Source organism: Orbaceae bacterium lpD02 (assembly GCA_036251875.1).
GTDB lineage: Bacteria > Pseudomonadota > Gammaproteobacteria > Enterobacterales > Orbaceae > Orbus > Orbus sturtevantii.
On the sequence record CP133960.1, the window covers coordinates 2,753,108 to 2,779,475 of the forward strand.

The 26,368-nt window shown below is 38.8% G+C and carries 21 protein-coding genes; 14 read left to right on the top strand and 7 right to left on the bottom strand.

What is annotated here, in order from left to right; translation table 11 throughout:
• The 3 genes from yejB to yejF are packed head-to-tail and all read left to right on the top strand — an operon-like array spanning position 1 to position 3,837.
• Complete coding sequence (yejB, locus tag RHO12_12165; GenBank protein WVD66105.1) at positions 1–1,074, top strand: microcin C ABC transporter permease YejB; 1,074 nt, start codon at positions 1–3, stop codon at positions 1,072–1,074.
• 1 nt (position 1,075) lies between these two features.
• A complete protein-coding gene (locus RHO12_12170) occupies positions 1,076–2,134 on the top strand; it encodes a microcin C ABC transporter permease (GenBank protein ID WVD66106.1) in 1,059 nt (352 codons plus the stop codon).
• Positions 2,131–3,837, top strand: coding sequence for a microcin C ABC transporter ATP-binding protein YejF (gene yejF / locus RHO12_12175; protein WVD66107.1), 1,707 nt, complete (start codon positions 2,131–2,133; stop codon positions 3,835–3,837). The genes RHO12_12170 and yejF overlap by 4 nt, the downstream gene beginning before the upstream one ends.
• A 110-nt stretch (positions 3,838–3,947) precedes the next feature.
• Here yejF and nfsB read toward each other — a convergent pair whose 3' ends face one another.
• Entirely contained in the window at positions 3,948–4,592 is a 645-nt protein-coding gene (gene nfsB, locus RHO12_12180; protein ID WVD66108.1) for an oxygen-insensitive NAD(P)H nitroreductase, read from the bottom strand.
• A gap of 373 nt (positions 4,593–4,965) precedes the next feature.
• On the opposite strand from nfsB, the gene pyrC reads away from it, so the two are divergent.
• The 11 genes from pyrC (at position 4,966) to RHO12_12235 (ending at position 18,996) form a co-directional block, all read left to right on the top strand.
• A complete protein-coding gene (gene pyrC, locus RHO12_12185; GenBank protein WVD66109.1) occupies positions 4,966–6,012 on the top strand; it encodes a dihydroorotase in 1,047 nt (348 codons plus the stop codon).
• A 149-nt stretch (positions 6,013–6,161) separates the two neighbouring features.
• Positions 6,162–7,067 carry a 50S ribosomal protein L3 N(5)-glutamine methyltransferase gene (prmB, locus tag RHO12_12190; GenBank protein WVD66110.1) on the top strand — a complete coding sequence of 302 codons (906 nt, stop codon included), beginning with the start codon at positions 6,162–6,164 and terminating at the stop codon, positions 7,065–7,067.
• Between the two features lie 42 nt (positions 7,068–7,109).
• A complete protein-coding gene (gene aroC / locus RHO12_12195) occupies positions 7,110–8,192 on the top strand; it encodes a chorismate synthase (protein WVD66111.1) in 1,083 nt (360 codons plus the stop codon).
• A 223-nt stretch (positions 8,193–8,415) separates the two neighbouring features.
• Complete coding sequence (locus RHO12_12200; GenBank protein WVD66112.1) at positions 8,416–9,180, top strand: TSUP family transporter; 765 nt, start codon at positions 8,416–8,418, stop codon at positions 9,178–9,180.
• Positions 9,181–9,359: 179 nt separating this feature from the next.
• On the top strand, positions 9,360–10,613 hold the full coding sequence (glyA, locus tag RHO12_12205; protein WVD66113.1) for a serine hydroxymethyltransferase: 1,254 nt from the start codon (positions 9,360–9,362) through the stop codon (positions 10,611–10,613).
• A gap of 148 nt (positions 10,614–10,761) precedes the next feature.
• Positions 10,762–11,709: a CYTH domain-containing protein gene (locus tag RHO12_12210; GenBank protein WVD66114.1), complete on the top strand. Its 948-nt coding sequence runs from the start codon at positions 10,762–10,764 to the stop codon at positions 11,707–11,709.
• 17 nt (positions 11,710–11,726) lie between these two features.
• Positions 11,727–14,546 carry a bifunctional [glutamate--ammonia ligase]-adenylyl-L-tyrosine phosphorylase/[glutamate--ammonia-ligase] adenylyltransferase gene (glnE, locus tag RHO12_12215; protein WVD66115.1) on the top strand — a complete coding sequence of 940 codons (2,820 nt, stop codon included), beginning with the start codon at positions 11,727–11,729 and terminating at the stop codon, positions 14,544–14,546.
• 35 nt (positions 14,547–14,581) lie between these two features.
• A complete protein-coding gene (locus RHO12_12220) occupies positions 14,582–15,970 on the top strand; it encodes a hypothetical protein (protein ID WVD66116.1) in 1,389 nt (462 codons plus the stop codon).
• A 181-nt stretch (positions 15,971–16,151) separates the two neighbouring features.
• A complete protein-coding gene (locus RHO12_12225) occupies positions 16,152–16,400 on the top strand; it encodes a FeoA family protein (GenBank protein ID WVD66117.1) in 249 nt (82 codons plus the stop codon).
• Positions 16,397–18,727, top strand: coding sequence for a Fe(2+) transporter permease subunit FeoB (gene feoB, locus RHO12_12230; protein ID WVD66118.1), 2,331 nt, complete (start codon positions 16,397–16,399; stop codon positions 18,725–18,727). Before RHO12_12225 ends, feoB begins: the two co-directional genes overlap by 4 nt.
• 23 nt (positions 18,728–18,750) lie before the next feature.
• Entirely contained in the window at positions 18,751–18,996 is a 246-nt protein-coding gene (locus tag RHO12_12235) for a FeoC-like transcriptional regulator (GenBank protein ID WVD66119.1), read from the top strand.
• 72 nt (positions 18,997–19,068) lie between these two features.
• On the opposite strand, the gene tkt is transcribed toward RHO12_12235, so the two are convergent.
• From tkt to rplY, 6 genes are all read right to left on the bottom strand, one after another.
• On the bottom strand, positions 19,069–21,075 hold the full coding sequence (gene tkt / locus RHO12_12240) for a transketolase (GenBank protein WVD66120.1): 2,007 nt from the start codon (positions 21,073–21,075) through the stop codon (positions 19,069–19,071).
• 84 nt (positions 21,076–21,159) lie between these two features.
• Complete coding sequence (tal, locus tag RHO12_12245; protein WVD66121.1) at positions 21,160–22,110, bottom strand: transaldolase; 951 nt, start codon at positions 22,108–22,110, stop codon at positions 21,160–21,162.
• A gap of 424 nt (positions 22,111–22,534) precedes the next feature.
• Positions 22,535–23,503 (bottom strand): sugar-binding transcriptional regulator, encoded by a 969-nt coding sequence (locus tag RHO12_12250; GenBank protein WVD66122.1) that lies wholly within the window; start codon positions 23,501–23,503, stop codon positions 22,535–22,537.
• A gap of 143 nt (positions 23,504–23,646) precedes the next feature.
• Positions 23,647–24,342 carry a 6-phosphogluconolactonase gene (pgl, locus tag RHO12_12255; protein ID WVD66123.1) on the bottom strand — a complete coding sequence of 232 codons (696 nt, stop codon included), beginning with the start codon at positions 24,340–24,342 and terminating at the stop codon, positions 23,647–23,649.
• A 12-nt stretch (positions 24,343–24,354) separates the two neighbouring features.
• On the bottom strand, positions 24,355–25,824 hold the full coding sequence (gene zwf, locus RHO12_12260) for a glucose-6-phosphate dehydrogenase (protein ID WVD66124.1): 1,470 nt from the start codon (positions 25,822–25,824) through the stop codon (positions 24,355–24,357).
• Positions 25,825–26,056: 232 nt separating this feature from the next.
• Positions 26,057–26,341, bottom strand: a complete 285-nt coding sequence (rplY, locus tag RHO12_12265) for a 50S ribosomal protein L25 (GenBank protein WVD66125.1) — start codon at positions 26,339–26,341, stop codon at positions 26,057–26,059.
• Between the last annotated feature and the right edge of the window lie 27 nt (positions 26,342–26,368).

The window sequence follows — 26,368 nt, forward strand, 5'->3', positions numbered from 1 at the left end:
ATGCTAAGTTATTTTATTCGCCGATTATTACTCATTATTCCAACGCTATTAATTATTTTAACTATCAATTTTTTTATTGTGCAGATAGCGCCAGGCGGTCCAGTTGATCAGGCAATTGCAACACTTGAAAATGCAAACCAAGCGGGACAAAGTTTGCTACCGGGTAGTGCAGTGCAATCCTCTTTGAATCATCATCAGTTGTATCGCGGTGCACGAGGGCTGGATCCACAAATCGTGGCCGAGATAGAGAAACAATATGGTTTTGATCAGCCAATATGGCAGCGCTATATCGGTACGATTAAAAATTTTATCGCGTTTGATTTTGGTAATAGTTTTTTTAAAAGTGAATCGGTGATTGGCTTAATTATTAAAAGTTTGCCGGTTTCGATTTCATTAGGGCTATGGAGCACACTGCTGGTTTATGCTATCTCGATCCCGCTAGGGATCCGTAAAGCGGTTAAAGATGGCTCTAAGTTCGACTTTTGGTCAAGCGTGGTGATTATTGTCGGTTACGCGATCCCAGCATTTTTATTGGCGGTTTTGTTAATTGTGTTATTTGCCGGTGGCAGTTATTTTACTCTTTTCCCTCTGCGTGGGTTGATATCGGCTAATTTTGAGCAACTCAGTATTTGGGGCAAAATATGCGACTATTTTTGGCATATCTGTTTACCGACCATTGCCATTGTAGTGAGTGGTTTTGCTTCGCTGACGATGCTAACCAAAAACTCATTTTTAGACGAAATTCGCAAACAGTATGTGGTAACCGCTAGAGCCAAGGGGCTCGACGAGCGGCAAATTTTATACCGACACATCTTTCGTAATGCCACGTTACTGATTGTATCTGGTTTTCCGGCGGCTTTTGTCGGGATTTTATTTACTGGCGCGCTGCTTATTGAGATTATTTTTTCACTCAATGGGCTCGGTTTACTCGGCTATGAAGCCATTATCCAACGCGATTATCCGGTGATTTTTGGCTCACTGTATATTTTTACCTTAATTGGTTTAATCACAAAGTTAATGAGTGATTTAACCTATATGCTAATCGATCCGCGTATTGATTTTGAGGCGCGCTAATATGACGACAACAATAACAACTAATCAGCCATCTAAGCCACTATCCATCAATCAGCTACGTATCAAGCGTTTTAAACAAAATAAGCGCGGCTATATCTCATTATGGATTTTTATTAGCTGCTTTATCTTTAGTTTATTTGCGAATGTTATTATTAATAACAAACCGATTATGCTGCAATATCACGGTGAGCTTTATTTCCCGATTATAAAAGAGTATCCAGAAACTGATTTTGGTGGTGATTTTAATACTACCACCAATTATTTAGATCCAGCCATTGAACAAACAATCAGCCAAGACGGCTTTATTATTTGGCCGCCGTTTCGTTATAGCTATAACACGCTAATTTATAATACCGCGAGCACCTTTCCCACTCCGCCGTCATCCGATCATTGGCTTGGGACCACCGATGCCGGTTTTGATGTGTTTGCCAATATTGTCTATGGTTTTCGGATTTCGATGTTTTTTGCCATTTTATTGACGCTAATCACCTCAATGATTGGTATCTTTATCGGTGCGCTACAAGGTTATTATGGTGGTAAAGTGGATTTGTTGGGGCAGCGGTTTATTGAGATCTGGAGTGGATTGCCAGTTTTATTTGTCATCATTTTATTATCGAGTATTATGCCGCTTAATTTTTGGTGGTTACTTGTTATTACCGTGATATTCGGGTGGATGGGCTTAGTAAGTGTGGTTCGCGCCGAATTCTTACGTACCCGTAATTTTGATTATATTCGCGCCGCTAGAGCATTAGGGGTGAGTGACCGTAAAATTATGTTTAAACACATCTTGCCTAATGCGATGGTGGCAACCTTGACCTTTTTACCATTTATCCTTTGTGGTTCGATTACGACATTAACATCGCTGGACTTTTTAGGCTTTGGTTTACCGCTCGATTCGCCGTCATTAGGGCGGCTGCTATTACAAGGTAAAAATAATCTCCAAGCTCCTTGGCTTGGTATTACCGCATTTATCGTTATTGCCACACTGCTCTCGTTGTTGATATTTATTGGTGAGGCAGTTCGAGATGCATTCGATCCAAATAAAGGGGGTGTAAGATGAGTACACCTTTATTATCGATTAATGATTTAAGTATTCAATTTAAACAGTCGCAAGGTGTGATATCCGTCGTTGATCACATTAACTTTGCGATTAACGAGACGGAAACGCTGGCATTAGTGGGTGAATCAGGCAGTGGTAAATCGGTAACGGCCTTGTCCATTTTAGGTTTACTTTCGCCACAGCAAACCGTATATCCAAATGGTGAGATCCGGTTTGCTGACCGTGATTTGCTCAAAGCCGATGAAGCTACATTAAGGCAGATTCGCGGTAATCAAATTAGCATGATATTTCAAGAGCCGATGGTTTCACTTAATCCTCTGCATACCGTTGAAAAACAACTTTATGAAGTGCTCTCTTTGCATCGCGGGATGGCGAGAAATCAGGCAAGATCTGAGATTATTGACTATTTAACTCGGGTTGGTATTAAAAATGCTAAGCAGCGATTAAATAGTTATCCCCATCAGTTGTCGGGTGGTGAACGGCAACGGGTAATGATTGCGATGGCTATCTTGACTCAGCCTAAATTATTAATTGCTGATGAGCCCACAACGGCGCTCGATGTTTCAGTTCAGGCGCAAATTATTCAGCTGCTGAAAGAGCTGAAAAATGAATTGAAGATGAGTATGTTATTTATTACCCATAATTTGAGTATCGTAAAAAAAGTGGCGGATAACGTTGCGGTGATGAATCAAGGGCAGATTGTTGAGCTAAATAGCAAGCAGCGTATTTTTTTACGCCCAGAGCATCAATATACTCAATTGTTACTCAATTCGGAGCCACAGGGCGATCCGATCCCATTGCCTGTGCAACCCGGTATTTTACTTAATGTTAACCACCTGAGCGTTAATGTAGTGATTAAGAAAAGGCTGTTCAAACATCAAAAACGGGCAATTGTGCATAATGTCGCTTTTGCTGTTCATCAAGGCGAAGCCGTAGGTTTAGTTGGTGAGTCGGGTTCAGGTAAAAGCACTACGGCGCTGGCTATTTTGCGGTTAATTAACGCCCAAGGTGAGATTGTTTTTAATGGTCAACCATTGCTTAAGCTTAGCCAGAAGAAACTACTGCCGCTGCGTAGTAAGATTCAAGTGGTATTTCAAGATCCATTTTCATCACTTAACCCGCGTTTTAATGTTGAACAAATTATTAGCGAAGGATTACTGACTCATAAAAAGCTCTCCCGCTTAGACGTTGTTCAGCAGGTGATTGATATTATGCAGGAGGTTGGGCTTGATCCTGAAAGCCGCCATCGTTATCCGTTAGAGTTTTCTGGCGGGCAACGGCAGCGCATTGCGATTGCTCGAGCATTAATTTTGCAACCGGAATTATTAATTTTAGATGAACCGACATCGTCACTTGATCGCACGGTGCAGTTGCAAATTATTACGCTATTAAAAACACTGCAACAGAAACACCAATTAAGCTATTTATTTATCAGCCATGATTTGTCGGTGATTTACTCGTTATGTCATCACGTTGTGGTAATGAAAGATGGCGAGGTTATTGAGCAAGGTAAACGCGAGGAGATATTTAATAAGCCACAGCAGGATTATACTAAAATGCTACTCTCATTTTTAGATAAGCCAGTCAAGGCTAAACCAAGGCTTAATCCTAATTTTAATCCCGCTATGACGGTGCCTAAGCGTAAGAAAACGAACGATAATGGTAGCAGCTGGAGTGATGCATTATTAATTCGGCGTGACTAGGTTTTTGTCAGTCATACTAGATGGTAGCAGCGTTAAGTGATCGTGTGATGTTAAAACTAGTTTTACCCATTTTGGCTAAAAAAGGCTAGGAGAATCCTAGCCGATAATGATTACAAGGTTGTGAAAATTTGCTCATTTGGTAAACGTGATTTAGGTCGATGTGCGTTACCGTCATTGACATCATGATAACCAAAGGTGGCAACAACAACGCTTTTTAGCCCTTTTTCTTTGAGACCTAAAATTTCATCCATCTTGACATTGTCATAGCCTTCAATTGCCGTTGAATCAATGCCAATTGCTGCCGCGGCAAATAGTATTTGACCTAAAGCAAGGTAAAGTTGCTTGCTTTCCCAGCAAAGTAGGTTTTCTGCTGTCTTACTATTTTGTTCAACAAAAAAACGACGTCCTTGATCTTGACCTTCTTTAAGTTCAGCGCTAGGAAAACGGCCATCTTTTTCTTCTTGTCGTAATAAATTTTGTAAATGTGCTTCATCTAATGGCGTTTTAATGCAAAACACGATCGTATGAGACGAATCAGCCACGCGAGGGTGATTAAAATCAAGGATTGATGGTAAAATTTTTGCTTTAGCCGCATCATTATCAGCGATGAAAAAGTGCCATGGTTGGCTATTTACAGAAGAAGGGCTATTTTTTAATACTGTTAAAAGTTGTTTAAACTGTTCAGCAGGAATTTTTTTGCTTTTATCATAATGTTTGGTGGTATAACGTTTATTTGAAATATCAACGATATTCATACTATTACTCCTATTAAATAGATCTGGTCATTATAGAATATTTATCAATAGTTTAAATAACTAATTGACTGTTACTTTATGATTTAAGTTTAACTATCTGTTTTTTATGATTAAATTTTAAATTCATCTTGGTTATTTATAAAATAGGTAATACTTATAAAAATATATTTTAGCTTTTTTTTACGTAAAATGGGTCGCCACTCTGGATTATAAAAAATGAGGCTATAATTAATTTAATTAATCACAAAATATTATTTTTAGGCTTATAATATCTCAAAATTGAGACTATCCAATTAATGTGATTACCGCCTACTTGCCGGTTATATGATTGAGCGTTTTGATGACCGAGTTTTATTGCAAGAGGTAGATATTGATGTCGGAATTACAAAAAATAACGATTAAACGGCCAGATGATTGGCATTTGCATCTACGTGATGAGCAGATGCTTAAGGGAGTGGTGGCTTATTCTAGTCGAGATTATGCGCGAGCGATGATTATGCCGAATTTAATGCCACCATTAAAAACATTAGCAGAGGTCAGTGAGTATAAGAAGCGGGTGTTGGCAGCGATCCCTCATCGCGATAATTTTACGCCATTGATGACTATTTATCTGTCTGACGATACTAAGATTAATGATGTGGTTAGTGGCTATCAACGCAATATTTTACAAGCGGTAAAATTATACCCAGCACATGCCACAACTAACTCAGCAGACGGTATTCGCTCAATTAATCATGTATTGCCAGTATTAGAGGCGATGCAAAAGCATGGCATCCCGTTATTAATACATGGTGAAGTCACCGATCCGGCGATTGATGTATTTGACCGTGAAGCACAATTTATTGATAACATGCTGTTACCGTTAATGAAAACGCTTCCTGAACTAAAAATTGTACTCGAACACGCAACGACCCAAGAAGCAGCTGAGTTAGTGATGCAAGGACCCGCTACTTTAGCGGCGACGGTAACGCCTCAGCATATTTTATTAAATCGCAATGCGTTATTTCAAGGTGGCTTAAAACCGCATAATTACTGTTTACCGATTTTAAAAAGAGAAGTACATCGCCAAAAATTGATGCAAGCCGTAACGTCTGGTTGTGATCGCTTTTTTTTAGGAACGGATTCCGCGCCACACCAAAAAAATAGCAAAGAGTCGGCATGTGGATGCGCAGGTGTATTTAATGCACCGGTGGCGCTATCTGTCTATGCGCACATTTTTGAACAGGCTAATGCATTAGATAAGCTAGAGGCATTTGTTGCAATCAATGGGGCAACGTTTTATCAATTACCGATCAATCAAGATACGCTAACGCTGGTTAAGAAAAAGCATAAGGTTGCCGAGACTATTTTTATATCAGGTGTCGGCGAGATTATTCCCTTTTTGGCGGGTGAAGAACTTAATTGGTCGGTTGAAAACTGAGCTTGATCAGGGATAAGTCAAATTCGCTATTTTTTGCTAAGTTATTTAAATTAATTAGGGCATAAATTTAATCAAACATTAGCGATAACTATTGATTGTCTTATTGCGCTATTGCCCCTAAAATAGTGCTAAAACACTAGGGATACATCATGGAACAGATTGTTAATCAATTACATACTATTCAAGATTTTATTCGTTGGGCGGCATCACTGTTTAACCGTTCAGATATTTATTATGGTCACGGCAGCAATAATGCGATTGATGAAGCAAAGTTATTAGTTTTACCTAGCCTTAATTTGCCGTTAACGATTCCTGCTGAGTTTTATGCGGCTAACTTAACTTTAGATGAAAAACAGACAATTATTGATAATGTTACCGCGAGAATAGAACAACATATTCCTACCCCATATTTGACCAACATGGCGTGGTTTTGTGGTCATCAGTTTTACGTTGACGAGCGGGTTTTAATTCCGCGTTCACCGATTGGTGAGTTAATTCAAAACCATTTAGTCGGTATTATTGATTTTGAACCGCGTAATATTCTTGACCTATGTACCGGCAGTGGCTGCATCGGTATCGCATGTGCTTATGAGTATCAAGATGCGCAAGTCGATGTGGCGGATATCTCTATCGAGGCACTTGAGGTGGCACAAATAAATATTGAGTCACATCAGCTTTCACACCGAGTTTTGCCAATATTGTCTGATCTCTTTAATGATTTACCCGATGTTCAATATGACGTAATTATTTCGAATCCACCTTATGTTGATCAAGACGATATGGATGATTTGCCATCAGAGTTTAAGATTGAACCTGATTTGGCACTTGCCGCGGGTCATGATGGACTCGATATCGTTAAGCGTATATTAAAGCAATCAGCTGAACACCTGTCTAAGTTTGGGGTGTTGATTTGTGAGGTTGGTAATAGTAGCGTTGCTTTACAAGAACAGTATCCGCAGATCCCATTCAAATGGCTTACTTTTAAGCACGGTGGCGATGGTGTATTTATGCTAACCAAAAAGCAACTAATTGAATTTAATGACATTATAGAGTGATATTACTATCGCTAATTCTAAATAAAGAAGAAAAGGTTAATTATGGCTGGGAACTCAATAGGGACGCTTTTTAAAGTCACGACGTTTGGTGAATCGCATGGGCTGGCATTGGGCTGCATTGTTGATGGTGTACCTCCTGGACTGACATTATGTGAAGAGGATCTACAAATAGAGCTCGATCGCCGCAAGCCAGGATCATCTCGTTATACCACCCAGCGTCGTGAGGCTGATGAGGTTAAAATTTTGTCTGGAGTGTTTGAAGGTAAAACGACGGGCACCAGCATTGGTCTATTAATTGAAAATACCGATCAGCGCTCACAAGATTATAGCCGCATAAAAGATATTTTTCGCCCAAGCCATGCCGATTATACCTATCAGCAAAAATATGGCATTCGTGATTATCGCGGCGGTGGAAGAGCATCTGCTCGCGAAACAGCGATGCGAGTTGCGGCAGGAAGTATTGCCAAAAAATACCTACAAGAAAAACTAGGCATAACTATTCGCGGTTATTTGGCACAAATTGGTGATATTAAGTGTGAATTAACCGATTGGCAGCAAGTGGCACAAAATCCATTTTTCTGTGCTGATGAGACTAAATTAAACGATCTTGATGAGCTCTTACGTAATTTGAAAAAACGCGGTGATTCTATCGGTGCTAAGGTGACCATTGTTGCCGAGAATGTGCCAGTTGGTCTTGGTGAGCCAGTATTTGACCGTTTAGATGCCGATCTGGCTCACGCCTTAATGAGCATCAATGCAGTCAAAGGTGTGGAAATTGGTGACGGGTTTGCAACGATTAATAAACGTGGCAGCGAGAATCGAGATCAAATTACTGCTGAGGGCTTTCAATCTAATCATGCTGGCGGAGTGTTAGGGGGGATTAGCTCTGGGCAAACGATTCAAGCAAATATTGCACTAAAAGCAACCCCAAGTATTGAAATCGCAGGACAATCGATTGATATTCATGGTAATACTGTTGAGGTTTCAACCCACGGTAGGCACGATCCTTGCGTCGGCATTCGAGCGGTACCGATAGCGGAAGCGATGATGGCGATAGTGTTAATGGATCATTACCTGCGCCATCGTGCTCAGTGTGGTGATGTTCAACCTATTAGATACTTTTAATCGCCTACTATGTTAGATGATAAAATTAGCGGCTTACTTTTGGCGATCCCATTAGTTATTATTGGCTATCTATTGTTACAGCTTGATAAATACTATTTTAATCATTATATCGCTAACTTATTTAAGCGGCCTAAATTCAGGCTAGTGTTTATGCTATTAATTTTTATTACCGTCATGCTGTCGAGTATTTATTGGCGAACATCTATTGGATCTTAGATTACTGATGGATATTACAATTAGCTATCAACTATTATTACTGCTATTTGCGGTGGCATTTATCGCTGGATTTATTGATTCAATTGCTGGCGGTGGTGGATTATTAACGGTGCCGGCATTGCTCGCGGTAGGTATTTCACCACAAGCGGCTTTAGCAACTAATAAATTACAAAGCTGTGGTGGTTCATTTTCTGCTAGTTTCTACTTCATTCGTAAACGAATGGTTAATCTAGCTGAAATGAAACTATCAATATTGTTAGCTTTTATGGGGGCAGCATTGGGTACGTTGCTCGTTTTACACATAAAAGCTGATTTTTTGCGTATTTTATTACCCGTTTTGACTATTAGCGTAGGGCTTTACTTTTTACTTTGCCCCAAAATCGGTGAACATGATCGGAAAAGGCGGTTGTCTGAAACTCAGTTTGCTATAATCGCGGCGATGACGGTCGGTTTTTATGATGGCTTTTTTGGTCCTGGAGCTGGATCATTTTATGCGGTAGCGTATGTTACCTTAGCGGGATTTAATCTTACTAAAGCAACGGCTCATACTAAAGTTCTCAATTTCACTTCTAATTTTGCTGGGCTGCTATTTTTTATTTTTAGTGGGCAGGTCATTTGGGCAATTGGACTGACGATGCTTATTGGGCAAATCATTGGCGCCAGATTAGGTGCGAGCATGGTTATTGCAAAAGGTAAAACGTTAATTCGGCCAATGCTAATTACCGTTTCTACGGTAGTAAGTCTTAAATTAATTTGGGAAAATTTTTTTTAATGGCAATCAATAGCCTATATGCCCGACTTATGAAAATAAGAGGCAACTATATTTTTATAGTTTGATTTGGTTTGTTGACTTAAAATCTCATTATTGTAAATATTAAGTGGTTTTTTAAGTGTGTATCGAATATCGTTGATTATAGCGATTTTTATTAACTAAAGTTGTGAGGAGCCAAGATGTTTACTAAACAAATGACAATAGCTGAGTATGACAAAGATTTATGGGATGCTATTTTAGGTGAAAATAAACGTCAAGAAGAGCATATCGAATTAATTGCCTCAGAAAATTATACCAGCCCAAGGGTTATGCAAGCACAAGGTTCGCAGCTTACTAATAAATATGCTGAAGGTTACCCTGGAAAGCGTTACTATGGTGGTTGCGAATACGTTGATATCGTCGAGCAGCTTGCTATTGATCGCGCAAAAGCTTTATTTGGTGCTGATTATGCTAATGTTCAACCACATTCGGGTTCACAAGCTAATTTTGCCGTTTATACCACGTTATTACAGCCTGGTGATACGGTGTTGGGGATGAATTTAGCCGAAGGCGGTCATTTAACTCATGGTTCACCGGTTAACTTCTCAGGCAAGTTGTATAATATTGTTGCTTATGGCGTAGATGAAAATGGGCGTATTGATTATCAACAAGTTGCCAAAATAGCAAAAGAGACTAGGCCGAAAATGATTATTGGTGGTTTTTCTGCCTATTCAGGTATTGTGGATTGGCCGAAAATGCGTGAAATTGCCGATAGTGTTGACGCCTATTTATTTGTTGATATGGCGCATGTTGCTGGCTTAATTGCCGCGGGCGTTTACCCTAATCCATTACCTTATGCTCATGTTGTTACAACTACCACGCATAAAACACTGGGTGGACCGCGAGGAGGGATCATTTTAGCTAAAGGCGGCAGTGAAGAGTTATATAAAAAGCTTAACTCGGCTGTTTTTCCTGGTGCTCAAGGCGGTCCTTTGATGCACATTATTGCTGCTAAAGCGGTTGCGTTAAAAGAAGCAATGGAACCCGCTTATAAGGCATATCAACAGCAGGTGGTTAAAAATGCGCAGGCCATGGTTGAAGAGGTTATCAAACGTGGGTATAAAGTGGTTTCAGGCGAAACCCAAAATCACCTATTTTTAATCGATTTAGTCGATAAAAATCTAACGGGTAAAGCAGCCGATGCGGCATTAGGGCTGGCAAATATAACGGTTAATAAAAATAGTGTGCCTCGTGATCCACAAAGCCCATTTGTTACATCGGGTATTCGATTGGGGACGCCAGCAATAACTCGCCGAGGTTTTAAAGAACAAGAAGCAAGGCAATTAGCTAATTGGATTTGCGATGTGCTTGACAACATCGATGATGAAAGGGTAATCAAGAATGTACAGCAAAAAGTACTGGATATTTGTAAAGGTTTTCCTGTCTATTCGTAATAAGCATTACTGGTATTTTATAATAAAAATGCTCTAAGGATAGGGCATTTTTATTATATACGTTGTGTATAAAAATACATTACTATATACCTTCTGTTTTGGCGAGGATCAGATCGTTATTATAACAATAAAAGGGAGGGAGGTATAAATGAGCGAAGAAATTGAACTAAAATTTGAGATTGACTCGTCATCGATTAAACCATTGTCTACTTTTTTACAAAACCAACGTATTATCGAACAACGTAGCTTACACTTAGCAAATAGTTACTACGATAGTCTTGATAATATTTTGCGACGCCATCATACCAGTATCCGTATCCGCAGTATTGAGGAAAATACAAAAAAGCATGAATATGAAATTACGCTAAAGTCTTCAATGAATGAAAAATCAATCACAGGTTTACACTCAAGGCTGGAATTTAATGCATCACTCCCTAATAATAAATTAAATCTATCGGCACTGCCGAAGGCCGCATTTCCTATCGGATTGGATCGCGATAGTTTAGAAAAGCAACTGAGTGCGTTGTTTACCACCGACTTTCAACGAGAAACATGGGTGGTTCATTTTAACCAAAGCCAAATAGAAGTGGCGCTCGATCAAGGTATAATTTCAACCGGTGCGTTAAATTTGCCGATTTTAGAAGTCGAATTAGAATTAAAATTAGGTGCGAAGGTCGATTTATTATTATTTGCGCATAAATTAAGCCAATTTCATATCCATCTTTTTTCACAAAGTAAGGCTGCTAGAGGGTATCGTTTAGTGCAAGGCTGTGATGTCGCTAAAATTCCTCAATTAGACATATCAAACTTAACTACCTCGTCAATACTACCCGCTATCTTAGAATTTTGGCAAACAAATGAAGAGTATGCTTTAGCGCATAACGATTTGAGTTTTTATCTGCAAACATTGCAGCAGGTTATTGATAATTTAGTACCTATATTACCCTCACCCGAAAATGAATATTCGACTGAATTAAATCAGGTTTATCGTAATTGGTTAAGTCACACAAAATCAATTACAAATATTAAACATTTTGCATTTAGTCCGATTAATGGGCAATTTAAACTCTACTTAATGCTATTAGTATTATGGTGAGTAATTGGTGGTGATGTATGACGTTACTCGTAACCCAGCAGCAAAAAGTAATTAGCCAGTTAGATACTTGCCAACAAGCATTCGTTAATCAGCACATTAACATATTGGTTAGAAGTGATTTTTTGGTTGATTCCTTTTATCGTTTTCCTGATTGGTTAATTGAGATTAGTCATCAGACACCTAATAATAATGAATATGTTCATTATCAACAGTGGTTAGATGATGTAATTGCTGGTATTGATAATGAAGAGCAGTTGATGGTTGCGTTAAGGCAGTTCAGACGGAAAATATTAGTCAGAATTAATTGGTCGCAAATCACCAATACCAGTACGACAGTTCAGACACTAACACAATTAAGCGTATTAGCGGAAACCTTAATTATATCGGCTAGAGATTGGCTTTATCGTTTAAGCTGTAAGGAATGGGGCACGCCGACTGATTGTAAGGGAATTGCTCAGCCTTTAATTATCTTAGCGATGGGCAAATTAGGCGGGATGGAACTCAATTTTTCGTCAGATATTGATCTTGTTTTTACTTATCCAGAGCATGGTGTTACCCAAGGTGGGCGACGAGAGCTGGATAACGCAATTTTTTTTACACGTCTAGGTCAACGGTTGATTAAATCGTTAGATCACATCACGCAAGATGGCTTTGTTTACCGCGTTGATATGCGCCTTCGGCCACTTGGCGATGGCGGACCGTTAGTATTAAGTTTTGCTGCGATGGAAGATTATTATCAAGAACAAGGACGGGATTGGGAACGTTATGCCATGGTTAAAGCCAAGGTATTGGGTGAGCAAACCGAGCCATATGCTAAAGCGTTATACCAGATGTTAAAGCCATTTGTTTATCGGCGTTATATCGATTTTAGTGTCTTGCAATCCTTGCGCAATATGAAAGGGATGATCGAGCGCGAGGTACGCCGTCGAAAACTTGACAATAATATTAAACTCGGCGCAGGAGGAATTCGAGAGGTTGAATTTATCGTACAGGTTTTTCAGCTTATTCGTGGCGGTCGAGTACCCGCTTTGCAAACACGCTCTTTACTTGAAGCGCTTAGTATTATTGAACATGATAAATTGCTAACCGCAACAGAGGTAAATACTCTTCGGCATAGTTATCTTTTTTTAAGGCGATGTGAAAATATCTTACAAGGGATTAATGACGAGCAGACCCAGACTTTACCGGATAATGAACTTGATCAGCTAAGGTTGGCGTTAGCGATGGGCTTTGACTGCTGGCTTGATTTTCAACAGCAATTAACCACTTATATGTTGGCAAATCGTACGATTTTTAATGATCTTATTGGTATTGATGATGAACAAAGTGTACCGGCCAATTATAATCAACACTACGATGAGTTATGGTCTAATGATTTAGAGCCCGATGATATTGTACAACTCTTTCCTTCATTAGATGCGCAAGATTCACAGCAGCTTCAGCAACTCATTTTGCAATTTCGAGAAAATATTAGCAAACGAACTATTGGCGTTAGGGGGCGCGATATTCTTGATCAGCTTATGCCTAGAATTTTTGCTTTCGTAGGTGAAGCAGAAATGTGTTTAACGGTTTTGTCTAGACTGCTGCCATTGCTTGTTAATATTGTCAGTCGAACCACTTATTTAGAATTATTAGTTGAATATCCTAATGCCTTAAAACAATTAATTCGTTTATGTGCTGCCTCGCCTATGATCAGCGATCAGTTGATGCGTTATCCTTTGTTATTAGATGAGCTAATTGATTTTAATTCATTATATAAAACGATACCTATTGATGCTTATAAAAGTGAATTATATCAGTATTTATTACGTGTAGAGTCAAATGATGAAGAACAGCAAATTGAAGCATTAAGGCAATTTAAGCAAATGCAATTATTACATATTGCCGCAAGCGATATTGCCCATATTTTACCGACCATGAAAGTCAGTGACCATTTAACTTATTTAGCCGAAGCGATGTTAGATTTTGTAGTACAAATAGCCTGGAACCAAATGGTTGAGCGTTATGGCAAACCTGACTATTTAATTGATGACACCCAAAAGGGAATGATTGTTGTTGGCTACGGGAAATTAGGCGGATTAGAACTTGGATATAGTTCTGACTTAGATTTAGTTTTTTTACATGATTGTCCAGCTGAGAGTATGACAACGGGTAATAAAATTATTGATAGCCGTCAATTCTATTTACGCTTAGTTCAGCGCATTATCCACCTCTTTAGTATTAAAACTAATTGTGGAATTTTATATGATGTGGATGTGCGACTTCGTCCGCAAGGCGAGGCGGGCTTACTGGCATGCACAGTCAATTCGTTTGAAGATTATCAAATGAACGAAGCGTGGACTTGGGAGCATCAAGCTCTGGTGAGGGCTAGAGTAGTTTATGGCGAGCCACAATTACAATTACGATTTAATCAAATTCGCCATCAAGTTTTAAGTAAATTACGCGATGAACAACTGCTACGGCAAGATGTACGAGAGATGCGTGAAAAGATACGTAACCATTTAGGTCGCCGCGATAATCAGCACTTTGATATCAAAGTTGATGCCGGCGGGATCGGGGATATTGAGTTTATCTCTCAGTATTTAGTGCTTAATTTTGCTCACGAACAGCCCAAAATGACCAGCTGGAGTGATAATGTGCGCATTTTACAGTTAGCGGCTCAATATCATATTATGGCAGAGCATGAGGCCGAGACATTAATCAAAATTTATATTAATATGCGCAATGAAATTCATCGACGCTCTTTACAGTTATTATCGAGTCAGGTTGATGAACAACTATTTGCATTAGATCGAGAGTTGGTTAACCAAAGTTGGAAAAAGTGGTTAATAACATAGATCTAGATAACCCATAAATAATATAAAGGATAATTATGCGGGCGCTACTGATTGTATTGTTGATTGCTATGTTGGCGGGATGTTCGTTTAAACGCACAGCGGAAGAGGCTTATCAAGAAGGAAAATATTTAGAAAGTATTGATCTTATTGCGTTAGATATCGAAGAAAAAGGTCAAGCTAAATTAAATGCAGATGATTTAACTCGTTTTAGCCAGCTAGTTAGTAATGTGATGGCTTTTTACGAAAATCAGTTATTGAGTGCGGATAGAACCGATTACTCCTCTCGTATAGCAAGTTATGAAGCCTTGCTAACAATGAAGACGCGCTTAAGCGATCGTTTTTACAGCCAGCAAGTCTATTTCTTCAATAATAAATATCAAATTAAGACATTAAGGCAATTAATTGCCGAAGAGTACTATTTATACGGTAATTCAATCAATGCAACAGATGGGCAAAGTTATCTGCTTAAAGCCACTTTATATCGCAAAGGAATGGAGCAGTATAAGTATAAAGATATTGAAGCGTTATACAGCAAAACCAATACTAAATATCGCCAAGTTGCGGCTCAAGAAAACTACCAACAAGGTAAAGCTTTCGCTGAAGCAAAACTATATAAAGAAGCCAGTAAATCTTTTGTGGATGCAGCCGATATTTATGCACCGTTAGGCAACTATAAAGATAGTCGAGAATTAGCGGCGATTTATGACAAAAAATATCGTCTAGCTGAAGCTCAAGACTTTTATCAAAAAGCAATCGATATGCAAAAGTATGCAAATACTTATTCTGAATATCGACAAATAGCTAAAAATTATGCTGATGCTGCTGAAATTTATCGCCCTTATGGTGAGTATAAGCAAGCGAGTAAATTAGCTAAGCAATATCAAGAAAAAGGGACGATCAAAATTTATTGTCCAGCAAATAGTTTTTCTCAACTAATTGAAAAATCGATTAATGAAGAGTATGTCCGATTTGTAACTAATCCCAACATTGCTAACGTTATGATTAATGTTACAGAGAAGCGCCGCTATAAAAATCTTGATGAACAACCAACCATGAGGGCGATGAGTGAAAATATTGTGATTAGAACAATCCAACAAACTAACGCTGAAGGCCTGGTTGAGTCAAAAGATATTTATAAGACTTATTATTTCAATGTGCAAACTAAAGTACAAGCAAACAAACTTGAGCTGAGCACACAGTTTACTGTTAGTGGTGGTTATATCTACAATCAAATCAATAATATTACCAAAAGTTCCAGTATGACTAAATATGTCTATAGTGGTGATGTGCCAAATAAATACCGTAATTATACCTCCGGCAGCTACTCATCTCAGCAAACACTGTTAAACTCCGCTAGAGAAGAACAAAATAGGTTCATTAACGACGAGTTATTAGATTTAATCCCTATTTTGGCAAGATTATAATTAATTGTAATGTGTTTATGACGATAGCGTTGATTATTTAACTATTTTTGCCAAGATACAATTAAAAGCGTAGATTTTTTATTGTTGATCATTCACATTATGTCTTATTTGTACTAAGATTGAGAATAATTCGTATTATTGATATTATTCTCGACTTACCGTTTAGACAGGACATAATAAAATGAATATTTCCGCATTAACGTTAGATCGTCTCCCCTTTGGTCAAGAGGCCGTTATCGCAAAACTATTACCTGAGTCATTGCCATTTCGCCGCAAATTATTAGCCATGGGGATCACGCCAGGATGTCAAGTGACCGTTACTCGAGTAGCGCCTCTTGGCGATCCATTAGAGATTAAAATGCGCGGTTTTACACTTTGTCTAAGGCGTAAAGAGGCGGCAGCGATTGCTATCGTTGAGGTTGCAAAATGAGTGTTGCATTAATTGGTAACCCAAATAGCGGTAAAACGACACTGTTCAATCTTCTCACAGGTTCTCATCAACGAGTAGGCAACTGGCCTGGCGTTACGGTTGAACGCAAAACGGGTATTTTTAATCATAATAAAAAACAATATGAGATTGTCGATTTACCCGGAACTTATGCAATAGAAAGTAATAGCAACACGACGTCTCAAGATGAAATGATTGCCCGTGATTATATTCTGTCAGCAACGGACGATATCATCATTAATATTATCGATGCAACCAATTTGCAACGCAGCTTATATTTAACATTTCAGCTAATTGATTTAAATATGCCGATGATTGTGGTTTTAAATATGATTGATGCGGTTAATGAGATGGGTGAGCGCATCGATGTTGAAAAACTAGCGACGTTATTAGGCTGTCCTGTGGTTGCAATTTCATCCACTAAGAGGAAAGGTTTGGACGCGCTTTATGAGCAAATCGAGCGATTAAGCGTTAGTATGTCAACGGCCAAACCAACCATCGCAACCTTGGCGACGAGTCAAAATCAAATTATCGAAAAATATTTAACCACATTACCTCAAGATAGTTATATCAATAAGCTTAATCGTTGGCAGCTTCTTGAAGCGTTGATCAACCATAGTAACTTTGCCTTTAACGAACAAGAGTTAGCGGTGATTGCTAACTGCAAGCAAGAACTTGCCGCATGGTGCGATAACGAAGTAGACATTGCTATTGCAAGCAGCCGTTATCAAGCGATTGATGAAATTTATAAAGTGGTAATTGAGAAACCAAGGGAAGCGAGTGACTCTCTTTCTGACAAGCTTGATAAAGTGACGCTAGGACGCATTACCGGTATTCCATTTTTCTTAATAGCAATGTATTTAATGTTTATTATTGCTGTTAAATTTGGTTCGGTATTTATTGATTTTTTTGATGTACTATTTGCTACCATTTTTGTCGATGGTTTAACTTATGTGCTTAATATTATTCACTCGCCAGATTGGCTGACTGTTATTTTAGCCGATGGTATTGGTACGGGTATTCAAACCGTTGCAACATTTATTCCAGTCATTGCAGCAATGTTCTTTTGTTTGTCCTTTCTTGAAGACTCAGGCTATTTAGCTCGCGCTGCGATGGTGGTAGACCGAGCAATGCGCGCGATAGGGCTACCAGGAAAAGCGTTTGTTCCTATGCTCGTTGGTTTTGGATGTGGAGTACCGGCTATAATGGGAACGCGAACACTTGATAGTACTCGTGACCGCATTATGTCAATTTGTATGATCCCGTTTATGTCTTGTGGTGCTCGGTTACCTGTCTATGCGCTGTTAGCGGTGATATTTTTTCCTCATAGCGCCTCAACGGTGGTCTTTATTCTTTACTTGCTAGGTATTGGCGTTGCGATTGTAACGGGCTTTGTACTTAAATTTACTTTATTAAAAGGTGAATTGACGCCATTTATTATGGAAATGCCCGTTTATCGTATTCCAACGATACGTAGTATGCTGAGTTTAACTTGGCAACGTTTAAAAAGCTTTATATTTAGAGCAGGTAAAGCGATTGTTATTATGGTGACGATATTAAGCCTGCTTAATTCGTTAGGGACTGATGGTTCATTTGGTCATCAAGATTCTGATAATTCTGTTTTGTCGGTGGTAAGTCAAAAAATTACGCCTGTATTTGAACCAATGGGGATCACTGAAGAAAATTGGCCTGCGACAGTCGGCATCTTTACGGGTATTTTTGCAAAAGAGGCTGTTATCGCAACCCTTAACTCGCTTTATTCCATGGCTGATGAGAGTGAAGAGGAAGCGGGTGAATACAGCTTGCTAGGGGGGATTGAAGATGCGTTTGCTACAATACCCGAAAATATATCCGGACTTGCTGATTCGTTTCTTGATCCATTAGGATTGTCGACGATAGATGAAGATATTGATTCGTTACAAAATGATCTTGAAGTCAATGCCAGTGCCGTCAGTAAAATTGAATCGTCATTTGGCACTAGTGCCGCGGCAATGGCTTATCTGATATTTATTTTATTATATACCCCGTGCGCGGCAGCATTAGGTGCTGTCTATCGAGAAGCAGGTGCTAAGTGGACTACGTTTGTTGCTATTTGGACCTTTGTGATTGGTTGGATATGCGCGACAGCTTACTATCAAACTACGTTATTGAGCGCTTCGTCATCTGCGGCGATATGGTTAGTTAGTTTAGGCGTTATATTTGTATTAATTGTCGCAGTATTACGTATTATTGGTAAATGTTCGTCATTCTCTTATACCGCTGTGATGAATAGACCGAAAAAACAGGGTAAATCAAATTGTTGTTGTTAGATTAAATAGATGAGGTAGCCATTATGTTAATGACAGATATCTCCTTGTATCTTGAATTAAATGGTAGAGCTTCTCTGCTAGATTTAGCAAGGCACTTTCGTGTTGCCGAAAGCGCAATGCAGCAGATGTTATCTTTTTGGGTTAAAAAAGGCAAAATTACACTGGTTGATGCATCTCAAACTAATTGTGCGACAGGGCATAAGTGTAGTGATTGTTTTGAATGTAGCGATAGTGCTCATCAGGTTTATGTTTGGAATAATACTGCTTAATAATTGTTTAGCCAATTCATAAGCAAAAAATTAAGGGCGAATTTTCGCCCTTAGATAAATTTAAGTTAACGTTTAACTTAGTAATGCTTTGGCTTGTGCTATTACGTTATCAACCGTGAAACCAAACTCTTTAAATAGTAACTCTGCTGGCGCTGATTCACCAAATGATGTCATGCCAATAACTTTGCCATTTAGGCCAGTATATTTATACCAATAATCAGCAATACCTGCTTCAATAGCAATTCGCTTGTTCACTGCTGATGGTAAAACTGACTCTTTATAAGCTGCATCTTGTTTGTCGAACACATCAGTTGATGGCATTGATACCACGCGAACTTTTTTACCATCTTTAGTCAACTGTTCATAAGCTTCAACGGCGAGCTCTACTTCAGAGCCGGTAGCAATAAAGATCAGCTCTGGTGTTCCCGCGCAATCTTTAAGAACGTAACCGCCACGATAAACATGAGTAAGCTGCTGTGCTGTACGATCTTGCTGCTTAAGATTTTGTCTTGAGAAGATCAACGCCGTTGGTCCATCCTTGCGTTCAATCGCATATTGCCATGCAATTGCTGATTCAACTTGGTCACATGGCCGCCATGTGCTCATATTTGGTGTTAAACGTAAGCTGGCAATTTGTTCTACCGGTTGGTGTGTTGGCCCGTCTTCACCTAGACCAATTGAATCATGAGTATAGACAAAAATATTACGAATTTTCATTAACGCCGCCATACGGACAGCATTACGTGCATACTCCATAAACATTAAAAATGTTGCACCGTAAGGGATAAATCCGCTATGCAGCGTGATACCATTCATAATTGCTGACATACCAAACTCACGCACACCATAGTGAATGTAGTTACCATTTGGGTTAGCTAAAATTTCTTTAGAGCCTGACCAAATTGTTAAGTTACTCGGCGCAAGATCCGCGCTGCCACCTAGAAATTCCGGTAAGATTTTCCCAAATTCTTCAATGGCATTTTGTGATGCTTTACGCGTCGCAATTGTGGCTGGGTTTGCTTGTAGCTTTTCAACAAAAGCTTGCGCATCTTGATGCCAATTTTTAGGTAATTCGTTACTGGTACGGCGCTTAAATTCCGTTGCTAGCTCAGGGTAAGCTTTTTCATAAGCGGCAAATCGGTTATTCCAATCAGCCTCAGCGTGCCGGCCTTTTACTTTTGCATCCCAAGCTTCATAGTATTGTGTTGGAATTTCAAACGGAGCATAATGCCAACCAAGTTGTTTACGAGTTGCTTCGATTTCAGCGTCACCCAATGGTGCACCATGGCAATCGTGACTACCTGCTTTATTTGGCGAGCCAAAGCCAATAATCGTTTTACACATTAATAGTGAAGGTTTATCTGTAACGGCTTGAGCCTGCTCAATCGCTATTTTCACTGCATTTGTATCGTGACCATCAATACCGCTAATAACATGCCAACCATAAGCTTCAAAACGTTTAGCTGTGTTATCAGTAAACCACCCTTCAACATGGCCATCAATCGAAATACCATTATCATCATAAAGCGCAATTAGCTTTCCGAGTTTTAGTGTCCCTGCTAGTGAGCAGGCTTCATGAGAAATACCTTCCATTAAGCAACCATCGCCTAAGAAAGTATAGGTATAATGGTCGACAATATCATGACCCGGTTTATTGAACTGCGCCGCTAATGTTTTTTCAGCAATAGCCATACCAACTGCATTAGCGATACCTTGCCCAAGCGGTCCAGTTGTTGTTTCAATGCCTGGTGCATAACCATATTCAGGGTGACCGGGTGTTTTTGAATGTAGTTGACGGAAGTTTTTTAAATCTTCAATCGATAGCGCATAGCCTGTTAAGTGTAATAGGCTATAGATCAACATTGAACCGTGTCCATTAGATAGTACAAAGCGATCGCGATCGACCCAGTGTGGATTGACAGGATTGTGCTTTAAAAATCCTCGCCATAATGTTTCTGCTATATCAGCCATTCCCATGGGTGCCCCTGGGTGGCCTGATTTTGCTTTTTGTACTCCATCCATACTCAAGGCGCGAATAGCATTTGCTAACTCACGATGAGATAATGTGGTTGCATTCATGTTGTCTTATCCCCAATAAAATTAAATTTATAAATTAGTCAATGCTACTCGCAAAGAGGAGTAGCTTAATTAAATTTCAGATAGTTATAATAGTTTTACTAACATATCTTCAAGTTTGCCTTGATCAACCGCAAATGCTCTAATTCCTTCTGCCAGTTTTTCAATTGCCATCGCATCTGCATTGTGTTGCCATCTAAATTCAGCTTCAGTCATCAAGGTTGGGCGACTAACTTTAGGTTGATTTGGCTCGAGTTTACGGGCTACTGCCGCAGTTGAATTTTGCATTTCAGCCAATAAGTTAGGTGAAATAGTTAAGCGATCACAGCCCGCCAAAGCAAGAATTTGCTCAACTTTACGGAAGCTGGCACCCATAACGATAGTTTTGTAATCATGTTGTTTGTAATAATTATAGATATTACGTACCGAAACAACGCCTGGATCTTCATCCGCAATATAGTTTTGCATTGGTTGCTTAGCCTGATACCAGTCGTAAATTCTACCAACAAAAGGTGAAATCAGAAATACATTAACTTCAGCACAGGCGCGTGCTTGAGCAAAAGAAAATAGTAATGTTAAGTTACAGTTGATACCTTCTTTTTCTAGCACTTCTGCTGCTTTAATCCCTTCCCACGTTGAGGCGATTTTTATTAAAATTCGTGACTTATCAATACCTTTTTCTTTATATAGCGCAATAATTTTACGCGCCTTATCGATGCAGCCTTGTTTATCAAACGATAGACGAGCATCGACTTCAGTTGAAATACGACCTGGCACATATTTTAAAATTTCAGCGCCAATATTAACCGCCACTTGATCGCTCGCATTTGTCAACTGTTCTTCTTTTGAACCGCCCAGTTTTTTGGCGGTTTCAATTGCCGAATCAATTAAATGTTTATATTGTGGCAGCTGTGCGGCTTTTAATACTAACGATGGATTAGTTGTTGCATCTTCTGGCGAGAATTGTTTGATCGAATCGATATCACCTGTATCGGCAACAACAACGGTATACTTCTTAAACTCATCTAATTGACTCATGGATATAACCTCAAAAAGAAAATATGTTTGCTAAATAATAAACGCAATTATTATTGTCGTAGAACTATTGTGCTAATAACATAATGACTCCACTCGATCACGTTTTAGCCGTGATAGCTGATAATAATTGGTTCTCTCTACTTCCGTTACTAGGTATTAAATTCAATGCTCAGACTATTAAATATTTTCGTAAACAGTCTTATGATCCAAAATAGAACATGTTCTGATTTGTTCAAAAGTTCACTGCTATAACTTTTGTTAGTATATAATATAAAGATAAAATGGTACGTGATCAAGATCGTAATTTAATATTTTACGAGTAAATTTTTATTAAATCTTAGCTACTCATTGAAATAATAATAAGTTAAGTATAACAAAATAAGTTATTGGCTATCATCACTTGTTTGTGCTTATTAGCTCAAAGTTATTTATGCTGTTGCAAATTTAAAACTGTACGGGCATTTGAGGCACTGGTTGCAATAATATCAATCACGCCAGACCTTAAGGCTCCTAAAATTGCCATGGCTTTCGTGTTTTCAGAAGCAATAGCGATGACACAAGGAATATTTTTTAGCTCTTCAATACTCAACCCTATAACCCGATCATTCATGACCGTATCAACTGGTCTACCTTGAATATCAAAAAAACCGTAACCGGCAATTTCGCCTATTGCGCCTTGTTTGATACTTGCATTGATTATTTCTTGCGGTGTAAACCAGCCTAATTGCACCATATAGCTATTATCGTTCATATCACCCAGACCAACTAATGCGATATCTGCTTTTCTGGCTCTTTCTAAGGTTTCTTTGATTACTCTATTTTGCAAGAATGCTTTTTTTAGTTCTTTATTTTCGACGTAAGCAGGGGCATAAAGTGTTTCACTGGTGGCATTAAATTTTCGAGCAAGGTTACGGCTAATATGATCTGCATCGATAAATTCGCCATCTCTTAGCGTTCCACCAATGCCGCAGATGAATTTACACTGTTTTTCTGGGAAAACCCCAATATGGCTGGCAATCGCCGCGACATTCCTACCTTGACCCACCGCGATTGCCATACCGTTTTTAAGCACGCTTGATAGATAATTAGTCACCAGTGAGGCCACTTGCCTACGTTGCTCTTCTTCGTCTTGATGATCAATGGCAATCAGCGCTCTTTTGATGCCAAAAGCACTCACAAATTGTTGTTCTATTTTCGAGCTAAAAATCGGATGATATTTAACATTAATTTCAACAATGCCTTCAGTGCGAGCTTTTTTTAATAAACGGCCAACTTTTATCCGCGAGATCCCAAAGCGTTTGGCAATCTCTTCTTGAGTTTGTTCATGTTCATAATAAGCAACAGCAATCTCGGTTAACAGTTCATTCTCTTGGTCTCGATCAAATATGTCCATAATTTGGGCCTTAATAATCAATTATCTTGATTTGCATGAAAAGTCTATTACAGTATTTTTATCTGTTCGCTGTCAGCCATTAATGACTTATTCAAGAAATATCGGTTTTTATTACCGATATTTCTTACTTTAACAAGTCAAAATTAGTTACACCAAAAGCCAATTACGTTTACTTTATCTTGCTGCAAAATAGTGCGAACAGGCATGGCAACAATATCATTGCCATCAAGAGCTGTCGCTAAAACAGTTTTCTTACTACTGCCAACTAAATGTAAATAAATATTTTGACTATTTAAAATAGCGGGTAAGGTTAAGGTGATTCGATCAAGAGGGGCGGTAAGCGGCGTCATTCCAATAACCACTTTATTTGAGTGCATATCTAAACCTGATGATAAATTTTCAGCGTAAGGAAATAGTGATGCAGTGTGGCCATCTTCTCCCATACCAAGAATAACCACGTCAAATGGCATCGGTATTTCGGTTAGTTTTTCTTGCGTTGCGAGCTCACCGGCAAAAGGAGTGACGGCATTATTTTTTAACCCGATAAAATTAGCCAGTTTTGCTTCATTTTGTAATAGGTATGTTAAGACCAATTTCTCATTGCTAGCATCATCAGTATTATCAACCCAACGATCATCGACTAACGTAATATATACTTTAGCCCATGGTAACGATTGCTTGCTTAATAGCTTAAATAATGGGATTGGTGTTTTTCCTCCTGACACGGCAATGGAAGCCACTCCACGTTTAGCGATTCCTTTATTTAATTCGATCACGATATGATCGACCATGTCTTGTGTTAACTGCTCTGAAGAGCTATATTCATTTAGTGTAAACATAATATTACCTTATTAAAATTCATTCCACGAACGGCCATCTTTAGTAATTAGCGCAACAGAGGCAACAGGGCCCCACGTTCCCGCTTGATAGGGTTTTGGTGTTTCTTTGTCATCAGACCACGCTTTTAAGATTGAATCTACCCATTTCCATGCAGCTTCAACTTCATCGCGGTGGACAAATAATGCTTGGCGACCACGCATAACTTCAAGCAATAAACGCTCATAAGCATCTGCGATATGCTGGTGGAACGTTTCATTAAAACTTAAGTCTAACTTAGTTGTTTGTAATGTCGTGTTACTTTCAAGTCCAGGTACTTTATTTAAGATCTCGATGTCAACGCCTTCATCTGGTTGTAATCGGATCGTTAATTTATTTTGCGGTAACTGTGGATAAGAGTCGCTAAATAGATTGAGTGGTTGGTTTTTAAAATAAATAACGACTTCTGAACATTTGCTGGGCAGACGTTTACCTGTTCTTAAATAGAACGGTACACCAGCCCAGCGCCAGTTATCAATATCGACTCGTATTGCGATGAATGTTTCAGTATTACTGGTTTGGTTGGCGCCATCCTCTTCTAAATAACCCGGTACATTAATGCCATTTACAAATCCTGCGGTGTATTGGCCTCTAACGGCTTTTTCACGAATATTACTCTTATTGATTGGTCTGAGTGCTTTTAGTACCGTTATCTTTTCTTGTCGGATGCTATCATCTTCCAAATTAGCGGGCGGTGACATGGCGATCATAGTTAAAATCTGTAATAAATGATTTTGTACCATATCACGCATTTGGCCTGCTTTATCAAAGTAACTCCAGCGACCCTCAATCCCAACTTGTTCGGCGACGGTAATTTGTACGTGATCAATCGAGTTGCGATCCCATAGCGATGAAAAAATTGAGTTGGCAAAGCGCAAGGCTAATAAGTTCAGGACCGTTTCTTTACCTAAATAGTGGTCAATTCGATATACTTGTGATTCGTCGAAATATTTAGCAACCGCATCGTTTATATCACGAGACGACTGTAAGTCTGTGCCTAGCGGTTTTTCCATTACAATACGATTTTGACTCTGATTTAATCCTGATTGGGCAAGACCCTGACAAATTGTACCAAAGGTACCAGGATGCATAGCAAAGTAGAAAATAGCAGGTTTATTTGGGTGCAATTGATTTTTGAGGGTTTCAAAAGCAGGGATATCGTTTACATCAAGTTTATGAAAATCTAATCTAGCACAAAAACGTTGCCAGATTTCATCTTCGATAGGATCTGGCATAAAAGTAGCTAATGCATCTTTAGCTATTTCGGCATAAGCTTCTTTGTTCCAATCCGCGCGACCGACGCCTAATATTTTTGTCTCTTTAGGTAAGTGGCCATATTTTTCCAATTGATATAAAGAAGGAAGGAGTTTTCGCCTAGTCAAATCGCCTTTAGCGCCAAAAATTACCAGATCACATGCTGGTATATCCAAGTTCTCAAAAGACATAACGTCTCTCCTAAATTTACTCATAATAAGATTAATTGCTTTATATTATCATATCTATTCACGATTTATATATGTTGACGATTAGTTTAGCGGTCTTTAATCATAATTAGATTGATAGGTTGTTATTCTTTGCGGTTTTCACACTTAATAAAACAGATAGCTACATCGACTAGCGAATTTAGAGTATTAAAAAGGCCGCTAATGCGACCTCATACCAATCATTATATGGTTACTATGCTCTAACAAAGTCCATATGTAATAATTTTGGTTTGAAAGGATGGCGTTGTACCGCTTGAATCTTAACTTTAACCACTTTACCATCTACTGAAATTTTTAAAACTTCAGAATAAAATTCAGGTTTAGCTTGCATGTTAAATACTTGGTTATGATCAAGTATGATTGATACAGGCGCTTTTTCACCACCATAAATAATTGCTGGGAATTTTCCCACGTGACGCAGGCGGCGGCTCGCACTCTTTCCCTGCTCTTTTTTTGTTTCAGCATCTAATGTAAACATAATGTCTCTCTTATTTAGTCATAAACC

Bases quoted from the DNA above. Each gene is read 5' to 3' on its own strand.
- yejB (WVD66105.1), top strand. From the start codon at position 1: ATGCTAAGTTATTTTATTCGCCGATTATTACTCATTATTCCAACGCTA.
- RHO12_12170 (WVD66106.1), top strand. From the start codon at position 1,076: ATGACGACAACAATAACAACTAATCAGCCATCTAAGCCACTATCCATC.
- yejF (WVD66107.1), top strand. From the start codon at position 2,131: ATGAGTACACCTTTATTATCGATTAATGATTTAAGTATTCAATTTAAA.
- nfsB (WVD66108.1), bottom strand. From the start codon at position 4,592: ATGAATATCGTTGATATTTCAAATAAACGTTATACCACCAAACATTAT.
- pyrC (WVD66109.1), top strand. From the start codon at position 4,966: ATGTCGGAATTACAAAAAATAACGATTAAACGGCCAGATGATTGGCAT.
- prmB (WVD66110.1), top strand. From the start codon at position 6,162: ATGGAACAGATTGTTAATCAATTACATACTATTCAAGATTTTATTCGT.
- aroC (WVD66111.1), top strand. From the start codon at position 7,110: ATGGCTGGGAACTCAATAGGGACGCTTTTTAAAGTCACGACGTTTGGT.
- RHO12_12200 (WVD66112.1), top strand. From the start codon at position 8,416: ATGGATATTACAATTAGCTATCAACTATTATTACTGCTATTTGCGGTG.
- glyA (WVD66113.1), top strand. From the start codon at position 9,360: ATGTTTACTAAACAAATGACAATAGCTGAGTATGACAAAGATTTATGG.
- RHO12_12210 (WVD66114.1), top strand. From the start codon at position 10,762: ATGAGCGAAGAAATTGAACTAAAATTTGAGATTGACTCGTCATCGATT.
- glnE (WVD66115.1), top strand. From the start codon at position 11,727: ATGACGTTACTCGTAACCCAGCAGCAAAAAGTAATTAGCCAGTTAGAT.
- RHO12_12220 (WVD66116.1), top strand. From the start codon at position 14,582: ATGCGGGCGCTACTGATTGTATTGTTGATTGCTATGTTGGCGGGATGT.
- RHO12_12225 (WVD66117.1), top strand. From the start codon at position 16,152: ATGAATATTTCCGCATTAACGTTAGATCGTCTCCCCTTTGGTCAAGAG.
- feoB (WVD66118.1), top strand. From the start codon at position 16,397: ATGAGTGTTGCATTAATTGGTAACCCAAATAGCGGTAAAACGACACTG.
- RHO12_12235 (WVD66119.1), top strand. From the start codon at position 18,751: ATGTTAATGACAGATATCTCCTTGTATCTTGAATTAAATGGTAGAGCT.
- tkt (WVD66120.1), bottom strand. From the start codon at position 21,075: ATGAATGCAACCACATTATCTCATCGTGAGTTAGCAAATGCTATTCGC.
- tal (WVD66121.1), bottom strand. From the start codon at position 22,110: ATGAGTCAATTAGATGAGTTTAAGAAGTATACCGTTGTTGTTGCCGAT.
- RHO12_12250 (WVD66122.1), bottom strand. From the start codon at position 23,503: ATGGACATATTTGATCGAGACCAAGAGAATGAACTGTTAACCGAGATT.
- pgl (WVD66123.1), bottom strand. From the start codon at position 24,342: ATGTTTACACTAAATGAATATAGCTCTTCAGAGCAGTTAACACAAGAC.
- zwf (WVD66124.1), bottom strand. From the start codon at position 25,824: ATGTCTTTTGAGAACTTGGATATACCAGCATGTGATCTGGTAATTTTT.
- rplY (WVD66125.1), bottom strand. From the start codon at position 26,341: ATGTTTACATTAGATGCTGAAACAAAAAAAGAGCAGGGAAAGAGTGCG.